Source organism: Vibrio hepatarius, from assembly GCF_011806575.1.
GTDB classification, from domain to species: Bacteria; Pseudomonadota; Gammaproteobacteria; order Enterobacterales; family Vibrionaceae; genus Vibrio; species Vibrio hepatarius_A.
The window spans coordinates 25682-42861 of the sequence record NZ_JAATOO010000031.1 but is presented as its reverse complement, the minus strand read 5'-3'; the positions used below and the strand labels follow the sequence as shown (position 1 = coordinate 42861).

Here is a 17180-nt window from a genome sequence, read left to right as displayed (position 1 = left end):
CGTTCCAACAGAACGATAATGAATTGACTGTGCTGAGTCCGAAGACTCAATGGTCACTTCGTATCATTGAAACCTAAATTGTTTCCGAAGAAACTATTTGGATTATCATCAACGAGTGCCCACACAGATTGATAGGTTTATATTGTTAAAGAACAGTGCTTTTCGAGAAGCTTTTCTCTCAAAGCGGAGGTGCATTCTAGCGAGATAATTTGAAGAGTCAAACACTTTTTCAAATTTATTTTCTCAAGAAGTTTTCACCTCTCTAACACCGCTGAAGCCTTGTGCTGTCTGCCGTGTCAGTGGATGCGCATTATAGGGAGTTGATTCGATAGCGCAACCCCTTTTTCAAAAAAAATTGAAAAAAGTTATCGTTCGTTGAATTTGTATTCAAAAGCATAAAAAAAGAGAGCATTTTGCTCTCTTTTTATCCTGATTGACTGGGCTTTTAAATAAAAGCGTAGGCATCTGCGAACATGCGGTCGCTGCTGGCACCTTTATTCTGCGTGAACTGTTCACGCGCAGCGCCTGCCATTTCAAAGCGTCCAGCGATATAGATGTCATATTCTGCCAGTGAGTCAAAGTCTTCACTCACCGCTTGAAGCACATTTCCCACTTTACCTTGCCATTCATCTGCTTTTTGCTCGATAACAGGGATAAAGTGAACATTACTGTTCTGGGTTGCAATTTCGATGAGTTCATCTTTCGCGTATAGCTGGCATTCATCACGCGCTCCCCAGTATAGGTAGATGTCGTTCTCTTTATTCTGTGCCACACAGTGATCCAGAATTGAGCGCACGTAGCTGAATCCTGTTCCACCAGCGATAAGAAGCAGTGGACGTTCACTCTCCTCTTGAACCCAAGCATCACCATGTGGCGCATCAATCACTATCTCGCCGCCCTTTTCTAACGCCAGTTTCATTGCTTCAACAACTTCCAGCGCATAGGCATTGTGCTCAGCCGCGCCGATGTGCAACTCTAGCTCACCTTCATGGCGACACGGGCTGCTCGCAATAGAGAAAGGACGCTTGTCTTTTTCACCCATCACAACCATCAGGTACTGACCAGCTTTGAAGCTCACTGGCATTTCAGGGTGAAGAAGAATTTGATAAGTATTACAAGCTAACGGCTTAATAGACTTTACTTTACATTGGATGGTCATGGTGTTCCTCTTACTTACTCCTCAAAAGTAAGTACTAAATTACTGTCGGCAAACGCCTGACAAGCAAAGATCCAACCTTGTTGCTGCTCTTTCTCGGTCAACATTGGTTCAAGGTGGTAACTTACTGTTCCTTCGATTTTGCGGCACAGGCAAGCTGCGCACGCCCCAACCTGGCAACGGTGTGGAAAGCCAATATTATTGTTGAGCGCGGCTTCCAACACGGTTTGCCCATCTTGTACTTCAAACTGAATGTTTTGTGGCGACAAGATGACTGTTTTACTCATGATATTCCCAGCTTACTCCATTTCGCGTCTACCTGCGCGACAAGCTGCGGATCTTTCTTAATCGGAATGCCCCACTCTCGTTGAACTTCACCCGCAAATTTGTTGGTCGCGTCCAAACCGAGTTTCGAGCTTCTTCCATCTTTGGCTGCTATTTGTAGTGTGTCTCTCGCAGGGTCCATTCGAGTGGTCATCGCCCAAATCACATCATTCCAGTCATGCACATTGACGTCTTCATCACAGAGAATGACAAACTTAGCGTCGGTAAACTGAGCCAAGAATTCCCATATGCCGCTCAATAACTGTTTCGACTGATGTGCTTGGGTCTTGCGCATAGAGACAATCACAAAGCGATCATTTCCCGCCGACGCGGGCAGTGCAATGTCGATGACTTCCGGGTACTGGGATTTGAGCTCAGCTAACTGTGCCTCGCCAATCTTGCTTGCGTCAAAGTGATTTAGTTCTGGTGCTGTTGCGTTTTCTGCGTCCCATTTGATCGTTGCGTCCATCCCCATCTTGGAGCCTAGGCCAACAACCGGTGAAGCAAAGTCCAATGAGTCGATTGGTGTGTTCTCGATCATCAAGGTATCGCGTACTGGCTCCATGTTGTCGACCATCGCTTTGACGACGTCATCCCAACTGCGTGCGTTGACACTATCATCACATACGACAACAAACTTGGTGTACATAAACTGGCGCAAGAAAGACCATACCCCTAACATGACTCGCTTAGCATGTCCTGGGTACTGTTTCTTCATCGTCACCACTGCCATTCGGTACGAACAACCTTCAGGCGGCAGATAAAAATCTTCGATCTCTGGGAACTGCTTTTGCAAGATAGGCACGAATACTTCATTTAGTGCCACACCCAGAACCGCTGGCTCATCAGGTGGACGACCGGTATACGTACTGTGGTAAATCGGGTCTTTGCGCATGGTGATATGCGTAATGGTAAAGACGTGATGCTTTTCTTTTTCGTTATAGTAACCCGTGTGGTCACCATACGGCCCTTCGTCAGCAAACTCGTTCGGGTCGATGTAACCTTCCATCACAATCTCTGCACTCGCAGGCACTTCTAAATCGTTACTGATGGATTTCACCACTTCGGTTTTACTGCCGCGTAACAGACCTGCAAACGCATATTCCGACAAGGTATCTGGTACTGGGGTCACAGCGCCAAGAATGGTGGCTGGGTCCGCGCCAAATGCCACAGATACTGGGAATGGTTGACCCGGGTTGGTTTCCATCCAGTCACGCAGATCGAGCGCGCCACCACGATGAGCCAACCAGCGCATGATAATTTTATTCTTAGCAATTTTTTGCTGACGGTAGATGCCTAAGTTTTGACGTTTCTTATGCGGTCCACGAGTCACCGTCAGTCCCCATGTTAATAGAGGAGCGACATCATCCTGCCAGCAGCTCATGACTGGCACTTTATCCAAATCAACCTCATCACCTTGCCAGATAATTTCCTGACACGGTGCTTTACGCAGTCTTTTGGCTGGCATGTTTAAGACTTGCTTAAACACAGGAATTTTTTCCAACGCATCTTTGAATCCGCGCGGCGGCTCTGGCTCTTTAAGATACGCTAGCAACTTACCCACTTCACGCAGTTCTTTGACGTCACTGCGGCCCATACCGATCGCGACGCGCTCTGGTGTACCAAACAAGTTGGTTAACACTGGCATGTCATAACCGATTGGGTTTTCGAATAACAACGCTGGACCACCGGCACGCAGCGTACGATCACTGATTTCCGTCATTTCGTAATGTGGGTCGACGGGATGAGAAATGCGTTTCAACTTACCTTGTTGTTCAAGGTGAGCAATAAAATCGCGTAAATCCTTAAAACTCATAGGCCTTCTGATGGGCTGGTTAAACTGCACGCAGTATAACAAAAAGAGGGATCATTCGATCCCTCTTTTTCATGTGGTTATTTCACGCCTATGGGCTATTGCGCGAGTGCATTAGTAATAGCGTTAGTGCGGATTTTATTGTTATCGAGCGCCAATTCACGTAGCCAAGATTGATAACCCTGACGCGCCAATGCGTTTGCCACTATAGAGGCGTCGTCCCTTTGCTTCATCTTATCGACAAGAAAAGTTTTGATATCGTCGTTCAGTGGCTTAATCCGCGTTAACTCTTGCAGCGCTTGTTCTTTCAAACTTGGGTTCTGAGTCGCAAGCATCAGTTGTTCGATAGAAAACGCGTCGGCAACCTTAGCCAGTCGTGAAAGCTCTTGATAACTGTTGAAGTCAGCACGCATCAACCACAGCAGTTTGTAGACATCGGAGTCTTCACTGACCTGAGCTAATCTCACCATGACAGCCGAGGAAGGCAACCAACTCGTGACCGCTTCTCCGGTTAACTGGGTAGAAAGGTAGTTGAGCGCTTTAGGCGAAAGGCTATCTAACTCGCGAATAAGTAATGATTCACGCATCTGTACCATGTAGTCACTGCCACTTAACCATTGCTTGAGGTTTAGCTCCCCTCGCTCGGCTTTGAGGACAAAATCGAGTGTCGATTGATCTTGCTTCCATCGTTTAAGAAGTCGGCTAGCGATTGCAGGATAATTAAAGGCAGGGACAGAGAATTCATAGCCATCCCCTTTTTCGAGGATCTGATAAGTCGGCACCATTGATTTCTGACTCTCGACAAACAGCGCCATTTTCGGCGTCAAGATGATGTCCTGCTGTTCAAATTTACTCAAAAGCAGAAAACGCACCACTTCTTGCTGCGGCAGAGAAAGCCTCTCAAGCGCAAAGTTGAGCGAGTCAGTATTGTCTTCCACTACATATTGCAGTAGCTCTGCCACTTTATGGTGAATTTGCTCATCCTCAAGCAAACGTTCCACTTTGGCGGGTGCCATTTCTGTCGCAGAAACGACAGGAACTCCAATTAGCAAAGATGCAGACAGGAGAACCGACGACAACATTCCTTGTTGCATTTTAACCTCCTTGTAACATTTAAACCATTTTGCTTGCTCTGCCGTGAGAATGCAAACAAAAACGCCTCCGCAATGCGGAGGCGTTTTCTTAATCTTCTGTCAGGTGTTACTGACGACGCATCGCGTCAAAGAATTCATCGTTAGTTTTGGTCATTGCCAGCTTATCGATTAAGAATTCCATCGCGTCGATTTCGCCCATTGGGTGGACAATCTTACGCAGAATCCACATCTTCTGTAGCTCGTCCGCCTTGGTTAGAAGCTCTTCACGACGAGTACCACTACGGTTGAAGTCAATCGCAGGGAAGACACGCTTCTCAGCAATCTTACGGTTCAGGTGCAATTCCATGTTACCTGTACCTTTAAATTCTTCGTAGATAACTTCATCCATCTTCGAACCAGTATCGACTAGCGCAGTTGCGATAATAGTCAGGCTGCCGCCTTCTTCTACATTACGCGCCGCACCGAAGAAACGCTTAGGACGATGTAGAGCGTTCGCATCCACACCACCTGTCAGTACTTTACCCGATGAAGGGACTACGGTGTTGTAAGCACGTGCTAGACGAGTAATAGAGTCAAGCAAGATAACGACGTCTTTCTTGTGTTCAACAAGACGTTTCGCTTTCTCAATAACCATCTCTGCAACTTGTACGTGACGAGACGCTGGCTCATCAAACGTAGAAGCGATTACCTCACCTTTAACTAGGCGCTGCATTTCTGTTACTTCTTCCGGACGCTCATCGATAAGCAGTACCATCAACTCACACTCTGGGTGGTTATAAGCAATACTCTGTGCGATGTTCTGCAGTAGCATAGTTTTACCCGCTTTAGGCGGAGCTACAATCAGACCACGCTGACCTTTACCGATTGGTGAAGCCAAATCCAATACACGTGCCGTAATGTCTTCAGTCGAGCCATTACCGCGTTCCATCACCATGCGCTCATTCGCATGTAGCGGTGTTAAGTTCTCAAATAGAATCTTGTTACGCGCGTTATCAGGCTTGTCGTGGTTAACTGTATTAACTTTTAGTAGTGCGAAGTAACGTTCACCGTCTTTTGGTGGACGAATTTTACCGGCAATTGAGTCACCAGTACGCAGGTTAAAACGACGAATCTGACTTGGCGATACATAGATATCATCTGGACCAGCTAGGTATGAACTGTCAGCACTACGCAGGAAACCAAACCCGTCTTGAAGTATTTCCAGAACCCCGTCGCCAAAAATATCTTCACCACTTTTAGCATGCGCTTTTAGGATGGCGAAGATGATGTCTTGTTTTCTTAGACGAGCTAGGTTCTCAAGGCCTAGGCTTTCGCCAAGTTTGACAAGATCAGACACAGGTCTGTTCTTCAGTTCTGTTAGATTCATGGTGGTGGATACTTGTTTAGTCAAAATAGGATCTGTTATTTAGTTAGATGGATTTGGTCACAGGATCGACCAAGAAGAGAAACTTGTTTAATTAACGTGCGATAAATTAGCACTAAATACTAGCCTAGTCTAGATTTTGTTGGTCTTCAAAAACAAAACCGTGCACTCCATAAAATGCACGGTCTCATCGAGCTATTATAGGTTTGCGTCTAGGAACTCTTTCAGTTGAGTCTTAGACAACGCGCCTACTTTAGTCGCTACTACGCTACCATCTTTGAATAGAAGTAACGTTGGAATACCACGGATACCAAACTTAGGTGGTGTACCTGCGTTTTGGTCGATATTTAGTTTACCGATAGTGAGTTTGCCTTCGTACTCTTCCGCGACTTCGTCCAGAATAGGAGCGATCATCTTACAAGGACCACACCACTCTGCCCAAAAATCAACAAGAACCGGGCCTGCAGCATTGATTACATCGTTTTCAAAACCGTCATCAGTCAGCTGCAAAATCTTATCACTCATCTTCCACTCCAATGTGTTTTTCAGAACTGGTTGGATGATAACCAGTATTAAGATGCCCTATTGGAATGTATTTACTTTCGTATTGCAAGCTTAAGCTGATATTCTATACCCATGAAAAAGACGCATATCACAGAGCAAAAGTTCGCCGATTTGGGATTACACCCTCAAGTTATCGAAGGTTTGAGCAAAAAAGGGTTCGATTTTTGTACCCCGATTCAAGCCTTGGCGTTGCCGGTACTGCTCACCGGCCAAGACATTGCAGGTCAAGCTCAGACAGGGACAGGTAAAACCCTGGCTTTCTTGGCTGCTACTTTTAACCATCTATTGACGACACCGGAGCATGAAGGTCGTAAGCCAACACAACCGCGAGCCATTATCATGGCGCCAACGCGTGAACTGGCGATTCAGATCTACAACGATGCAGCACCACTGATCGAAAGTACCGGTATCAAAGCCGCGCTCGCGTATGGTGGCGAAAGTTACGACAAGCAACTTGCGAAACTAGAGCAAGGCGTGGATATCCTGATCGGTACCACGGGTCGTATCATCGACTTTTACAAGCAGCGTGTTTTTAACCTCAACAACATCCAAGCGGTTGTACTGGATGAAGCGGATCGTATGTTTGACCTTGGCTTTATTAAGGACATTCGTTTCCTATTCCGCCGTATGCCTGAGCCAAAAGAGCGTTTGAACATGCTGTTTTCTGCGACGCTGTCTTACCGCGTACAAGAGCTGGCTTTCGAACACATGCACAACCCAGAGCACGTAGTGGTTGAGCCAGAACAGAAAACCGGTCACCGCATCCAGGAAGAGCTGTTCTACCCATCAAACGAACACAAAATGGCGCTACTTCAAACTCTCATTGAAGAAGAATGGCCAGACCGTGCAATTATTTTCGCTAACACCAAACACAAATGTGACTCGGTTTGGGGACATCTAGCGGCAGATGGTCATCGTGTTGGTCTACTCACGGGTGATGTACCACAGAAGAAACGTGAACGCATTCTGGAGCAATTCACGAAAGGTGAAGTGGATATTCTGGTTGCGACTGACGTTGCAGCGCGTGGTCTACACATTCCACAAGTAACGCACGTATTTAACTACGACTTACCGGACGACTGTGAAGACTACGTACACCGCATTGGCCGTACAGGTCGTGCTGGTGCAAGCGGTCATTCAATCAGCTTTGCGTGTGAAGATTACGCGATTAACCTTCCTGCGATTGAAGAATACATTGAACACATGATCCCTGTTTCTGACTATGATCCAAGTGCGTTGATTGAAGACCTACCAGCTCCAATCCGTATGCGTTCTAATCGTCCGCAACAACGTCGTACTAACACGGGTGGTTCACGTTCAAATAACCGCCGTCAAAACACTCGCTCTCGTCCGCGCCAACAAAAGGATTCGTAAGTCGTCTATGAGCCAAGCAGTTTCTTCTCCGCTTTACGCAGCCATCGACCTCGGGTCGAACAGTTTTCATATGCTCGTTGTGCGTCACATTGATGGCAGCGTTCAAACTATGGCTAAGATCAAACGCAAAGTGCGTCTTGCCGCTGGGTTAGACGAACACAACGCTCTTAGTCTGGAAGCCATGCAGCGCGGTTGGGACTGCCTGAGCCTATTCGCAGAACGACTGCAAGATATCCCCAAAGAGAACATCCGCATTGTGGGTACCGCCACGCTGCGCACCGCGACCAATGTGGATGATTTTCTCGCTAAAGCTAATCAGATCCTAGGTCATAACATCGAAGTGATCAGTGGTGAAGAAGAAGCTGCGACTATCTATAAAGGTGTTGCGCATACTTCTGGCGGCAGTGGCCGTCGTCTGGTGGTCGATATCGGTGGCGCAAGTACCGAGCTTATTATCGGTGAAGGTTTCGAAGCCAAAGCCTTAACCAGCCTGAAAATGGGCTGTGTCACTTGGTTGGAGCGTCACTTTAAAGACCGACAACTCACGGCAAGCAACTTCAACAATGCGATTCAAGCGGCGAAAGACACGCTCCAACCGATGCTAGAGCAATACACGCAGATTGGTTGGGATGTGTGTGTTGGCGCTTCGGGTACAGTGCAAGCGCTGCAAGAGATAATGTTGGCACAGGGCATGGATGAGGTCATCACCCACTCCAAACTAAAGCGCCTACAGAAACAGGCGATGCGTGCAGACCATCTTGAAGAGCTGGAAATCGAAGGGCTGACTCTAGAACGCGCGTTAGTGTTCCCAAGCGGCCTGTCGATTTTAATCGCGATCTTTGAGCTTCTAGAAATCGACTCAATGACGCTTGCCGGTGGTGCGCTACGTGAAGGCTTAGTCTATGAAATGGTTGATGAACTCAAGCAAGACGACATCCGCGCCCGTACCATTGCCAGCGTGCAAAGCCGTTATCAAATCGATATCTGTTACGGTGAGCAAGTCGCTACGCTAGCCTCCAAGCTGTTAGGACAATGCCAATCTGAGTGGATCAGCGAAGAACAAGGTCGCATCCTACTCGATACCGCTGCGAAGCTACATGAAATCGGTTTAACGATTGATTTCAAAAAAGGTGGCGAGCACAGTGCTTACTTATTGCAAAGCCTCGACTTGCCTGGCTTTACGCGCGCGCAAAAACACCTGTTGGGTGAGCTTGCACGCCGCTATCGCGAGCAACTGACGTCATTGCCAGAACAGCACGCGATTTCCGGTACCAGTGCCAAACGCGTATTACGCTTGTTGCGTTTAGCGGTACTGCTATCGCACCGACGTAATCCAGCCTTAGAGCCTAACTTCCGCTTAGAATCAGACGGTGACAAGCTGACATTGACGCTCGATAGCCAGTGGTTAGAACAAAACCCACTGACCACGGCTGAGCTAGAAATTGAAGCAAACCGACAAACCGATATTGGCTGGCCATTGAGCGTGGTAGCTAAATAGCGAAGTGAACAGATAACAAAAAGCCCGAGTGATGTTTTCACTCGGGCTTTTTTATTTCCGATGCCGATATGGCTTAGTTCGCGCCGACCATCTTGAACTCTGGATTCACTGCGGTCAGTTTCTTCACTAGGTAGTTAAGTAGCACACCATACATAGGCACAAACAGACCTAAGCTGATCACCAATTTAAAGCCATAATCAACCAAGGCGATTTCTGTCCAGTGCTCTGCCATAAATGGGTCTGGGCTTTGGTAGAAAGCAATCGCAAAGAAAGCGATGGTATCAATCGCGTTACCAAACAGCGTCGAACAGGTTGGCGCTACCCACCACTGTTTTAACTGGCGCAGGCGATTAAATACGTGTACATCGAGAATCTGTCCTAGCAGATACGCCATAAAGCTCGCCGCAGCAATACGTGCGACAAACAAGTTAAACTCGCTCAATTGAGCAAAACCTTGAAACTGGCCTTCGTAAAACAGTACCGACAGCGCGTAAGACACCGCTAACGCTGGCAACATCACTAAGAAGATGATGCGACGCGCTAATTGCGCACCAAAGATACGTACCGTTAAATCCGTCGCCAAGAAAATAAATGGGAAAGTGAATGCGCCCCACGTGGTGTGGAAACCAAAGATGGTAAACGGAAGCTGAACCAGATAATTGCTCGATGCAATAATGATCAGGTGGAACAAGGTCAAAAAGAAAAGGGCTTTGCGCTGCTGCGCAGGGGTAAAGTTACTCATGCGATACCTTTTTAGTTTGGTTTGGGGGTGAGGGAACCCAAATCGAATCCATCCCAACTATTTGGAATGACTCTTACCAACAATGTAAATAAAGAGATTAAGATATTTTAAATAGTTGGAGTTTCAACAAGGCGACAAATGAGTACTGCCCTATGAGCATAGGGAACCTATGCGATTAGGCCGGGCTGGCGAACCAGAGGACGAATGTAGTCAACGACGATGAAACTTCAAATATGACAAATATCGCGGCGGGCGATTATACATTAACCAACTTTAGCCGCAAGCTTGAGTGATTACGCAATCGTTGCCGTACTAAAATCCGCGCTGAAACAGGCTGGCTAAGAAGGCAAGCTCTTCTTTTGAATCGTCAACGGCAAGTGCTTCAAACCACACACATTCACTGTAATGCTCTGCTTTGAGAAACAGTTGGCAGCCTTCAAAATCGACCAGCCAAGAGTGAATATCCGCATCCCATTGCTTTTCCAACACTCGGGCGGACAATAATGAAACCAATCGCTCCCCTAGTTCCGGGAAGGAATCAAAATCAAAACGCGGGGTACGGATAATGATACACCCCTCTTCTGCCTGATATTCTTGTAGGCCAAATTCCGTTTGTTGCTCAGCCATGGTTGGTTAAGTGCTCCTGAATTAAATCTAAGAATGGGTCGGCGTACTTTTCCAATTTACGCTGCCCGACGCCATTGACTGCCAACATTTCTCCATAAGAAGTCGGCAGTATTTCTGCCATGTCGATCAATGTCGCGTCACTGAATACCACGTATGGCGGCAACCCGTCTTCGTCGGCAATCGCTTTACGTAGCTTACGCAGTTTGGCAAACAGTTTCTTGTCGTAGTGTTTATTCGACAATTTGTCAGACTTAGCCGCGCGCGCTGCGGTGTCTAAACGCGGCACAGCTAACTCGAGTGACATCTCGCCACGCAGCAGCGGACGCGCCTCTTCAGTCAGTTGCAGCGTCGAATTGCGGGTAATATTCTGCGACAGCAGACCTTTGTGGATTAGCTGACGGAAGATACTCACCCAGTAATCGTGGCTGTTTTCGCGCCCCAGACCGTAGGTCGAGAGTTTATCGTGGCCGTTTTCTCGGATACGAATGTTCTGCATGCCGCGCAGCACTTCTACCACGTAACCCATACCAAAGCTCTGGTTGACGCGGTAGACACACGAGAGTGCCTTTTGCGCTTGCTCTGTCGCATCGAAATGCTTCGGTGGGTCGAGGCAAATATCGCAGTTACCACACGGTTTTTCACGGTACTCGCCAAAGTAGTTGAGTAACACTTGTCGGCGACAGGTTTGCGCTTCAGCAAACGCGCTCATTGCGTTAAGTTTATGCGCTTCGACCTGCTTTTGCGGACCATCGTCTTTTTCATCCAACATACGACGCAGCCAGCTGATATCCGCAGGGTCATACAGCATCATCGCTTCGGCTGGCAGGCCATCACGTCCAGCACGGCCGGTCTCCTGATAATAAGACTCGATGTTGCGCGGAATATCAAAGTGGACAACAAAGCGAACGTTAGGCTTATTGATGCCCATACCGAACGCCACCGTCGCAACCACAATTTGGATATCATCACGCTGGAATGCGTCTTGGACATAAGCCCGTTCATCAACCTCTAAACCGGCGTGATAACTTGCTGCGCGTAAGCCGTTGTTACACAGCTTCTCGGTCAACATTTCGACTTTCTTACGGCTACCACAATAAATGATGCCGCATTGACCGCGCTGGTTTTCAAGAAAACGAATCACCTGCGAAACTGGCTTGTGTTTTTCAACCAAGGTATAGCTGATGTTCGGGCGGTCAAAACTGCCCAAATACACATGCGGGTTATCGAGTTGCAGACGGTGGGTAATGTCTTTGCGGGTCGCGTCATCGGCAGTGGCCGTCAGCGCCATCACAGGCATGTGCGGGAAATACTGTTTGAGTTGTCCGAGCGAGGCATACTCTGGTCGGAAATCGTGCCCCCACTGAGAAATACAGTGCGCTTCATCGACCGCAATCATGGAGAGCGGCAAGTTTTCCAAACGTTCAATGAAATCACGCATCAGTACTCGTTCAGGTGACACATAGACCAACTTCAACGCGCCCGAGTGCATGCGGTTATAGACCGAGATCAGCTCTTCACGCGACAAGGTTGAGTTCACACATTCCGCCGCGACGCCGTTGGCCTTGAGCTGGTCAACTTGGTCTTTCATCAATGAAATCAGCGGTGAGATCACTAATGTCAGTCCACTACGCACCAAGGCTGGAATTTGATAACAGAGCGACTTGCCGCCGCCTGTAGGCATGATCACTAAGCTGTCCTGCCCCTTCACTGCGTATTCGATCGCCTCTAACTGACCATCACGGAATTCTTGGTATCCAAATACCTCCTCAAGCACGCTTTGAGGAGTCACCATTGAATCGGATTGTTCAGCTAACAGTGTGGCAGTCATTTATATCTCAACAGGGATAGAACGCAGAAGTGCAGAAAGCGAAGCGCACATTGTATACCCAAGTCCCCTTCGGATGCTACGGCTGAGGGCAATTGTCCGCCGAGCATTTGTTACGGTAACCTCGTCAATAGTGGCGTAAAACGCTAGGTGATTTGCATCACCATTCGTATACTGGATGTTTCAAATTGTAAAAGTAGTGTTGAGATTATCCAATGACACCAGAAGAACAACAGAGAGCGAAGCAAGGGGTATTGCTTGCTATTGGTGCCTACACCATGTGGGGTATCGCTCCGATTTATTTTAAAACGATTAGCGATGTGTCACCGCTTGAGATCCTCAGCCATCGTGTCATTTGGTCATTCTTCTTATTAGCGCTTCTGCTGCATGTTGGGCGTCGTTGGCGCAGCGTCAGCGATGTCTTCAAGTCGAAGAAAAAGACAATTTATCTATTGTCTACTTCGGTAATCATCGCGGTGAACTGGCTGATTTTCATCTGGGCGGTCAACGCCAATCATATGCTTGACGCCAGCTTGGGCTACTACATTAACCCGCTGATCAATGTGGTGTTAGGAATGATATTTCTTGGCGAGCGATTACGTAAAATGCAGTGGTTCGCGGTCGCACTGGCCAGCTGTGGCGTTATCGTCCAGTTGGTTGCGTTCGGCTCAGTTCCTGTGGTGGCGATAGCGCTAGCATTCAGCTTTGGTTTCTATGGACTACTACGTAAAAAAGTCAGCTTGGATGCCCAAACAGGCTTATTCATCGAAACGTTGGTCCTTTTACCCGTAGCGGCGATATATCTTTTGTGGTTCGCTGACTCACCAACCGCTGATATGACAAAAAACCCGTTAAACTTGAACATTTTGCTTATTGCTGCTGGTGTGATCACAACCTTGCCACTGCTCTGTTTTAATGGTGCCGCAACGCGACTCAAACTCTCAACGCTAGGTTTCTTCCAATACATTGGTCCAAGTTTGATGTTCTTACTTGCGGTACTGATTTACGGCGAAGTCTTCACATCTGATAAAGCAGTGACGTTTGCGTTTATCTGGGCCGCCTTGCTGGTATTTAGCTTCGACGGGCTAAAAACCAACAAGCAAACGAGAAATTCCGCGCTGGCGAAGTGATCGTTTTTTACAAGACAAATTAGGTTTAGCACTATAAGCTTGGTGAATATTTCACCAAGCTTTTTTGTTCCATGGATAAGGTCAACTACCATAAAACGCAAAACCAAGAGATAAGCCTGATAGACGCGAACTACCAGACATTCGCCTTTCAGCGCCATTATCATCTTGATTTTCATATTGGTCTTATCACCAGTGGACAGCAGAAGTTTCACTATCAAGGCTCATCGTACCAAGTAGGCGCAGGTCAGATTGTGGTGATGCCACCCGACGAGCTGCACGATGGCCACTCGCTGCTCGACTCCGGTTATCAAGTCAAAGTCTTTTCCGTCGACCCACAGTGGCTTAGCGATTTAGCCGAGTTAAAACGCCCAGGCAATACCATTAGCTTCAATCAGTTGATCGTGCACGACTCAAGTATCTTCAAACCTTTGGCTCAGTTGCACCAATCACTTACCGAAGACAATCTCAGCCAGCTCGCCAAAGATTGCTTACCTTATGAAGGTTTCAACCAACTGTTTGCGCGCTACGGAGCTCTAAGACAAAAGACTGCTATTCCACTCGGACAACAGTCAGTGAATACACTCAAAGAGTACTTAATGGCAAACCTTGATCAGCCCGTGCGACTAGAACAACTGTCTGAACTTTGCCAACTCAGCCCGACTCAATTTCAGCGTCACTTTAAAACCAAGGTCGGCCTCACGCCGTATGCATGGCTAAGCCGCTTACGCCTTGAACAAGGAATGAAGCTGCTAAAATCGGGGTTAGGTGGTACTGACGTTGCCCATCAGATCGGCTTTTATGACCAAGCCCATTTCAGCAAAGCGTTCAAAGCCACTTATGGTGTTTCCCCTTCACAAATCAGTTAGTGTCAGTTTTTTACAATCGTACTCAACAACGTTGGGGCACAATAGCACTCTGTTTTGATTGTATTGGCACCAGGTAATGAACGAATTTTCCATCTTAATCACCCTAGCGACCGTCCACTTTATCGCGTTGATGAGCCCAGGTCCCGACTTCGCGCTGGTGGTGCAAAACGCCACCCGATACGGTCGACAAACCGGCGTGTATATCGCACTAGGGCTTTCGTTTGGCATCTTGCTGCATTCCATCTTGAGCCTCACTGGTGTCAGCTATTTAGTGCATCAACAACCCGCTTTGTTTGCTTTAGTGCAGATTGCTGGCGGCAGTTACCTGCTCTACTTAGGCTTTGGCGCACTAAAAGGCACATGGCAAACCCTAAGCTCAAAAAGCGTCATTTCAGAGCAGCAATCCAGCCCTGATTTGCTCTTGAGTAACAAGCGCCAAGCGTTCTCGCGCGGTTTCGCTACCAATATCCTCAATCCGAAAGCACTGGTGTTTTTTGTCAGTCTGATGTCGACGCTGGTACCTGCCAGTATGTCGCTCACAGGCAAAGGGATCGCGCTGGTTATTCTCTGGGGCTTATCGTTAGCGTGGTTTTCGTTTCTCGCTTGGGCACTCTCCACGGAGCGTCTACAAACCAAGTTGAAATCACTAACTGTATACATTGATGGCTTGTGTGGCGTCATCTTTACCGTTATCGGCATCAGTATCCTTTGGCAGTCTGTCATGTCACTCTTATAAATGCCTCAACACTCGTGTCTAAGATCTGACTCCAAGTTACATTTTGCTAACAATCTTATAGACGCGTTCAATATCCACTGCCAATCTTGTTAAGCATTCACAACAAGGAGAACAACAAATGCAGTGGACATTGAAACTTCTCACCACTTCCCTCTTGCTTGCTTCAACGTCGGGATGGGCTGACCAAGCGGCAGACTCTGTCGCGCCCGAACAGAGTACCGGCGTCGAACAAAAACGCTTGGTGACCGCGAAAGATTGGATGGTCACCGCGGCAAACCCAATTGCGACCCAAGCGGGCGCAGATATTCTCGCGCAAGGCGGTAACGCGATTGATGCGATGGTGACAACCCAACTGATGCTTGGCTTGGTTGAACCCCAGTCCTCCGGTATTGGTGGGGGCGCATTTCTGGTGTATTGGGATGCCAAAGAGAAAAAGCTCACGACCTTTGACGGGCGAGAAACCGCTCCGCTCGCCGCGACGCCAACCTTGTTCCAAAACGACCAAGGTGAACCACTCGAGTTTTACGATGCGGTTGTCGGCGGTCGTTCTGTCGGCACACCGGGAACCGTTAAGCTGATGTGGGAAACCCAGCAGAAATACGGCAAACTCGAATGGAACAAGCTGATAGAGCCAGTGATCAAACTGGCGCAGCAAGGTTTCGAGATCAGTCCTCGTTTAGCGAGCCTGATTGCAGGCGATGCCGAACGTTTAAGCCGCTTCCCAGCCACAAAAGCCTACTTTTTCAATCCAGACGGTTCACCAAAATCCGCAGGCACACTACTCAAGAATCCAGAATACGCCGCGACTTTAACCACCATTGCTCAACAAGGCCCCGATGGCTTCTATCAAGGTGATATCGCTAAAGATATCGTCAATACGGTGCAAACCGCTGCCGGTAATCCGGGCGTTCTTGCCGAGCAAGACCTGAATATCTATCAAATCAAACAGCGCGATGCGGTTTGTGCACCATACCAGAGCTTTGACGTATGTGGCATGGGGCCACCAAGTTCAGGCGCTCTAACGGTCGGACAAATCTTGGCGATGACCGAGCAATTTGACCTTAAAAGCTGGGGCGCAAGCGATGCAAAATCTTGGCAAGTGATCGCCGATGCATCTGCACTTGCGTTTGCTGACCGCGGTATGTACATGGCCGACGAAGACTTTGTTCCGATGCCAACGGCCGGATTGCTTAACGCAGACTATGTTAAACAACGCGCGAGCTTAATCACTCCGGGGAAAGCTCTGGAATCGGTCTCAGCGGGCACGCCACCTTGGGATTACGCTCAGTTACAAAGTCAGGATGAATCGATAGAACTGCCGTCTACCAGCCATTTCAACGTTGTCGACAGTGACGGTAATGTCGTCTCGATCACTACGACGATTGAAAACGCGTTTGGCTCACGATTGATGGTGCGTGGATTCTTACTCAACAATGAACTGACCGACTTTTCATTCCGCACGCACAGCGATGGCAAACCGATTGCCAACCGTCTTGAGCCGGGTAAGCGCCCACGCTCATCGATGGCACCAACGATTGTGATGCAAGACGATCAGCCATACATGGCGATTGGTTCACCGGGCGGTAGTCGTATTATCGGCTATGTCGCACAAGCGATCATTGCTCATACACAATGGGGAATGGATATTCAAACTGCGATTAATCAGCCACATTTACTCAATCGTTTCGGAACAGTCGACATTGAGCAGGGAACAAGCATCGAAAAGATGCAACCTGAACTTGAAAAGCTCGGACTTAAAATCAATATTCGTGACTTAAACTCCGGTTTACATGCAATTCGATTCACCAAAGATGGTTTAGAAGGTGCTGCAGACCCTCGCCGCGAAGGTGCTGCAATCGGCAAATAACGACGATCTGCCCGCCCATTTGTGCGAGATCTCGCACAAATGGGTGAGCAAAAGTCTCTTTTTTACTACAACAAAGTGCCACCAATAACCATAAGTCATTGAAAATAAACACTTTGGTGTATTTTTCAAAATTATTTCCGCCATGTAATCGTTTTCGTAGCGTTGCTGAAATCGAGCAAAGGCTTAATATAAACCCTGTCG

15 protein-coding genes are annotated in these 17180 nt (G+C 47.9%); 6 read left to right on the top strand and 9 right to left on the bottom strand.

The window, feature by feature from the left end; genetic code table 11:
- Positions 1-445 precede the first annotated feature (445 nt).
- The 6 genes from fre to trxA form a co-directional block, all read right to left on the bottom strand.
- Positions 446-1159: an NAD(P)H-flavin reductase gene (fre, locus tag HCZ42_RS19140; RefSeq protein ID WP_167422317.1), complete on the bottom strand. Its 714-nt coding sequence runs from the start codon at positions 1157-1159 to the stop codon at positions 446-448.
- A gap of 14 nt (positions 1160-1173) precedes the next feature.
- Positions 1174-1443 (bottom strand): 2Fe-2S iron-sulfur cluster-binding protein, encoded by a 270-nt coding sequence (locus tag HCZ42_RS19135; protein ID WP_167422316.1) that lies wholly within the window; start codon positions 1441-1443, stop codon positions 1174-1176.
- Positions 1440-3296 (bottom strand): 4-hydroxy-3-polyprenylbenzoate decarboxylase, encoded by a 1857-nt coding sequence (gene ubiD / locus HCZ42_RS19130; RefSeq protein WP_167422315.1) that lies wholly within the window; start codon positions 3294-3296, stop codon positions 1440-1442. Before ubiD ends, HCZ42_RS19135 begins: the two co-directional genes overlap by 4 nt.
- A gap of 95 nt (positions 3297-3391) precedes the next feature.
- Complete coding sequence (locus HCZ42_RS19125; RefSeq protein WP_167422314.1) at positions 3392-4387, bottom strand: hypothetical protein; 996 nt, start codon at positions 4385-4387, stop codon at positions 3392-3394.
- Between the two features lie 106 nt (positions 4388-4493).
- Positions 4494-5753 carry a transcription termination factor Rho gene (gene rho, locus HCZ42_RS19120; protein ID WP_053410961.1) on the bottom strand — a complete coding sequence of 420 codons (1260 nt, stop codon included), beginning with the start codon at positions 5751-5753 and terminating at the stop codon, positions 4494-4496.
- A gap of 195 nt (positions 5754-5948) precedes the next feature.
- Entirely contained in the window at positions 5949-6275 is a 327-nt protein-coding gene (gene trxA / locus HCZ42_RS19115) for a thioredoxin TrxA (protein ID WP_167422313.1), read from the bottom strand.
- Positions 6276-6386: 111 nt separating this feature from the next.
- On the opposite strand from trxA, the gene rhlB reads away from it, so the two are divergent.
- Both rhlB and gppA read left to right on the top strand, forming a co-directional pair.
- Positions 6387-7688 carry an ATP-dependent RNA helicase RhlB gene (gene rhlB, locus HCZ42_RS19110; RefSeq protein WP_167422312.1) on the top strand — a complete coding sequence of 434 codons (1302 nt, stop codon included), beginning with the start codon at positions 6387-6389 and terminating at the stop codon, positions 7686-7688.
- Positions 7689-7695: 7 nt separating this feature from the next.
- Positions 7696-9186: a guanosine-5'-triphosphate,3'-diphosphate diphosphatase gene (gppA, locus tag HCZ42_RS19105; protein WP_167422311.1), complete on the top strand. Its 1491-nt coding sequence runs from the start codon at positions 7696-7698 to the stop codon at positions 9184-9186.
- 73 nt (positions 9187-9259) lie between these two features.
- On the opposite strand, the gene HCZ42_RS19100 is transcribed toward gppA, so the two are convergent.
- The 3 genes from HCZ42_RS19100 to recQ all read right to left on the bottom strand — a co-directional run bounded on the left by HCZ42_RS19100 (position 9260) and on the right by recQ (position 12383).
- Positions 9260-9928, bottom strand: a complete 669-nt coding sequence (locus HCZ42_RS19100) for a 7-cyano-7-deazaguanine/7-aminomethyl-7-deazaguanine transporter (RefSeq protein WP_053410965.1) — start codon at positions 9926-9928, stop codon at positions 9260-9262.
- Between the two features lie 312 nt (positions 9929-10240).
- Entirely contained in the window at positions 10241-10555 is a 315-nt protein-coding gene (locus tag HCZ42_RS19095; protein WP_167422310.1) for a DUF3630 family protein, read from the bottom strand.
- Positions 10548-12383 (bottom strand): ATP-dependent DNA helicase RecQ, encoded by a 1836-nt coding sequence (gene recQ, locus HCZ42_RS19090; RefSeq protein ID WP_167422309.1) that lies wholly within the window; start codon positions 12381-12383, stop codon positions 10548-10550. Before recQ ends, HCZ42_RS19095 begins: the two co-directional genes overlap by 8 nt.
- A 212-nt stretch (positions 12384-12595) precedes the next feature.
- Between recQ and rarD the strand changes: the two genes are divergently transcribed.
- The 4 genes from rarD (at position 12596) to ggt (ending at position 16979) form a co-directional block, all read left to right on the top strand.
- A complete protein-coding gene (rarD, locus tag HCZ42_RS19085) occupies positions 12596-13510 on the top strand; it encodes an EamA family transporter RarD (protein WP_167422308.1) in 915 nt (304 codons plus the stop codon).
- A 71-nt stretch (positions 13511-13581) separates the two neighbouring features.
- Complete coding sequence (locus tag HCZ42_RS19080; protein ID WP_167422307.1) at positions 13582-14376, top strand: AraC family transcriptional regulator; 795 nt, start codon at positions 13582-13584, stop codon at positions 14374-14376.
- Between the two features lie 76 nt (positions 14377-14452).
- Positions 14453-15112 carry a LysE family translocator gene (locus tag HCZ42_RS19075; protein WP_167422306.1) on the top strand — a complete coding sequence of 220 codons (660 nt, stop codon included), beginning with the start codon at positions 14453-14455 and terminating at the stop codon, positions 15110-15112.
- Between the two features lie 118 nt (positions 15113-15230).
- Complete coding sequence (gene ggt, locus HCZ42_RS19070; protein WP_167422305.1) at positions 15231-16979, top strand: gamma-glutamyltransferase; 1749 nt, start codon at positions 15231-15233, stop codon at positions 16977-16979.
- Positions 16980-17180 lie beyond the last annotated feature (201 nt).

What these genes read in the sequence shown, in the direction of transcription:
- fre (WP_167422317.1), bottom strand. Translation starts at nt 1,159, where the DNA reads ATGACCATCCAATGTAAAGTAAAGTCTATTAAGCCGTTAGCTTGTAAT.
- HCZ42_RS19135 (WP_167422316.1), bottom strand. Translation starts at nt 1,443, where the DNA reads ATGAGTAAAACAGTCATCTTGTCGCCACAAAACATTCAGTTTGAAGTA.
- ubiD (WP_167422315.1), bottom strand. Translation starts at nt 3,296, where the DNA reads ATGAGTTTTAAGGATTTACGCGATTTTATTGCTCACCTTGAACAACAA.
- HCZ42_RS19125 (WP_167422314.1), bottom strand. Translation starts at nt 4,387, where the DNA reads ATGCAACAAGGAATGTTGTCGTCGGTTCTCCTGTCTGCATCTTTGCTA.
- rho (WP_053410961.1), bottom strand. Translation starts at nt 5,753, where the DNA reads ATGAATCTAACAGAACTGAAGAACAGACCTGTGTCTGATCTTGTCAAA.
- trxA (WP_167422313.1), bottom strand. Translation starts at nt 6,275, where the DNA reads ATGAGTGATAAGATTTTGCAGCTGACTGATGACGGTTTTGAAAACGAT.
- rhlB (WP_167422312.1), top strand. Translation starts at nt 6,387, where the DNA reads ATGAAAAAGACGCATATCACAGAGCAAAAGTTCGCCGATTTGGGATTA.
- gppA (WP_167422311.1), top strand. Translation starts at nt 7,696, where the DNA reads ATGAGCCAAGCAGTTTCTTCTCCGCTTTACGCAGCCATCGACCTCGGG.
- HCZ42_RS19100 (WP_053410965.1), bottom strand. Translation starts at nt 9,928, where the DNA reads ATGAGTAACTTTACCCCTGCGCAGCAGCGCAAAGCCCTTTTCTTTTTG.
- HCZ42_RS19095 (WP_167422310.1), bottom strand. Translation starts at nt 10,555, where the DNA reads ATGGCTGAGCAACAAACGGAATTTGGCCTACAAGAATATCAGGCAGAA.
- recQ (WP_167422309.1), bottom strand. Translation starts at nt 12,383, where the DNA reads ATGACTGCCACACTGTTAGCTGAACAATCCGATTCAATGGTGACTCCT.
- rarD (WP_167422308.1), top strand. Translation starts at nt 12,596, where the DNA reads ATGACACCAGAAGAACAACAGAGAGCGAAGCAAGGGGTATTGCTTGCT.
- HCZ42_RS19080 (WP_167422307.1), top strand. Translation starts at nt 13,582, where the DNA reads ATGGATAAGGTCAACTACCATAAAACGCAAAACCAAGAGATAAGCCTG.
- HCZ42_RS19075 (WP_167422306.1), top strand. Translation starts at nt 14,453, where the DNA reads ATGAACGAATTTTCCATCTTAATCACCCTAGCGACCGTCCACTTTATC.
- ggt (WP_167422305.1), top strand. Translation starts at nt 15,231, where the DNA reads ATGCAGTGGACATTGAAACTTCTCACCACTTCCCTCTTGCTTGCTTCA.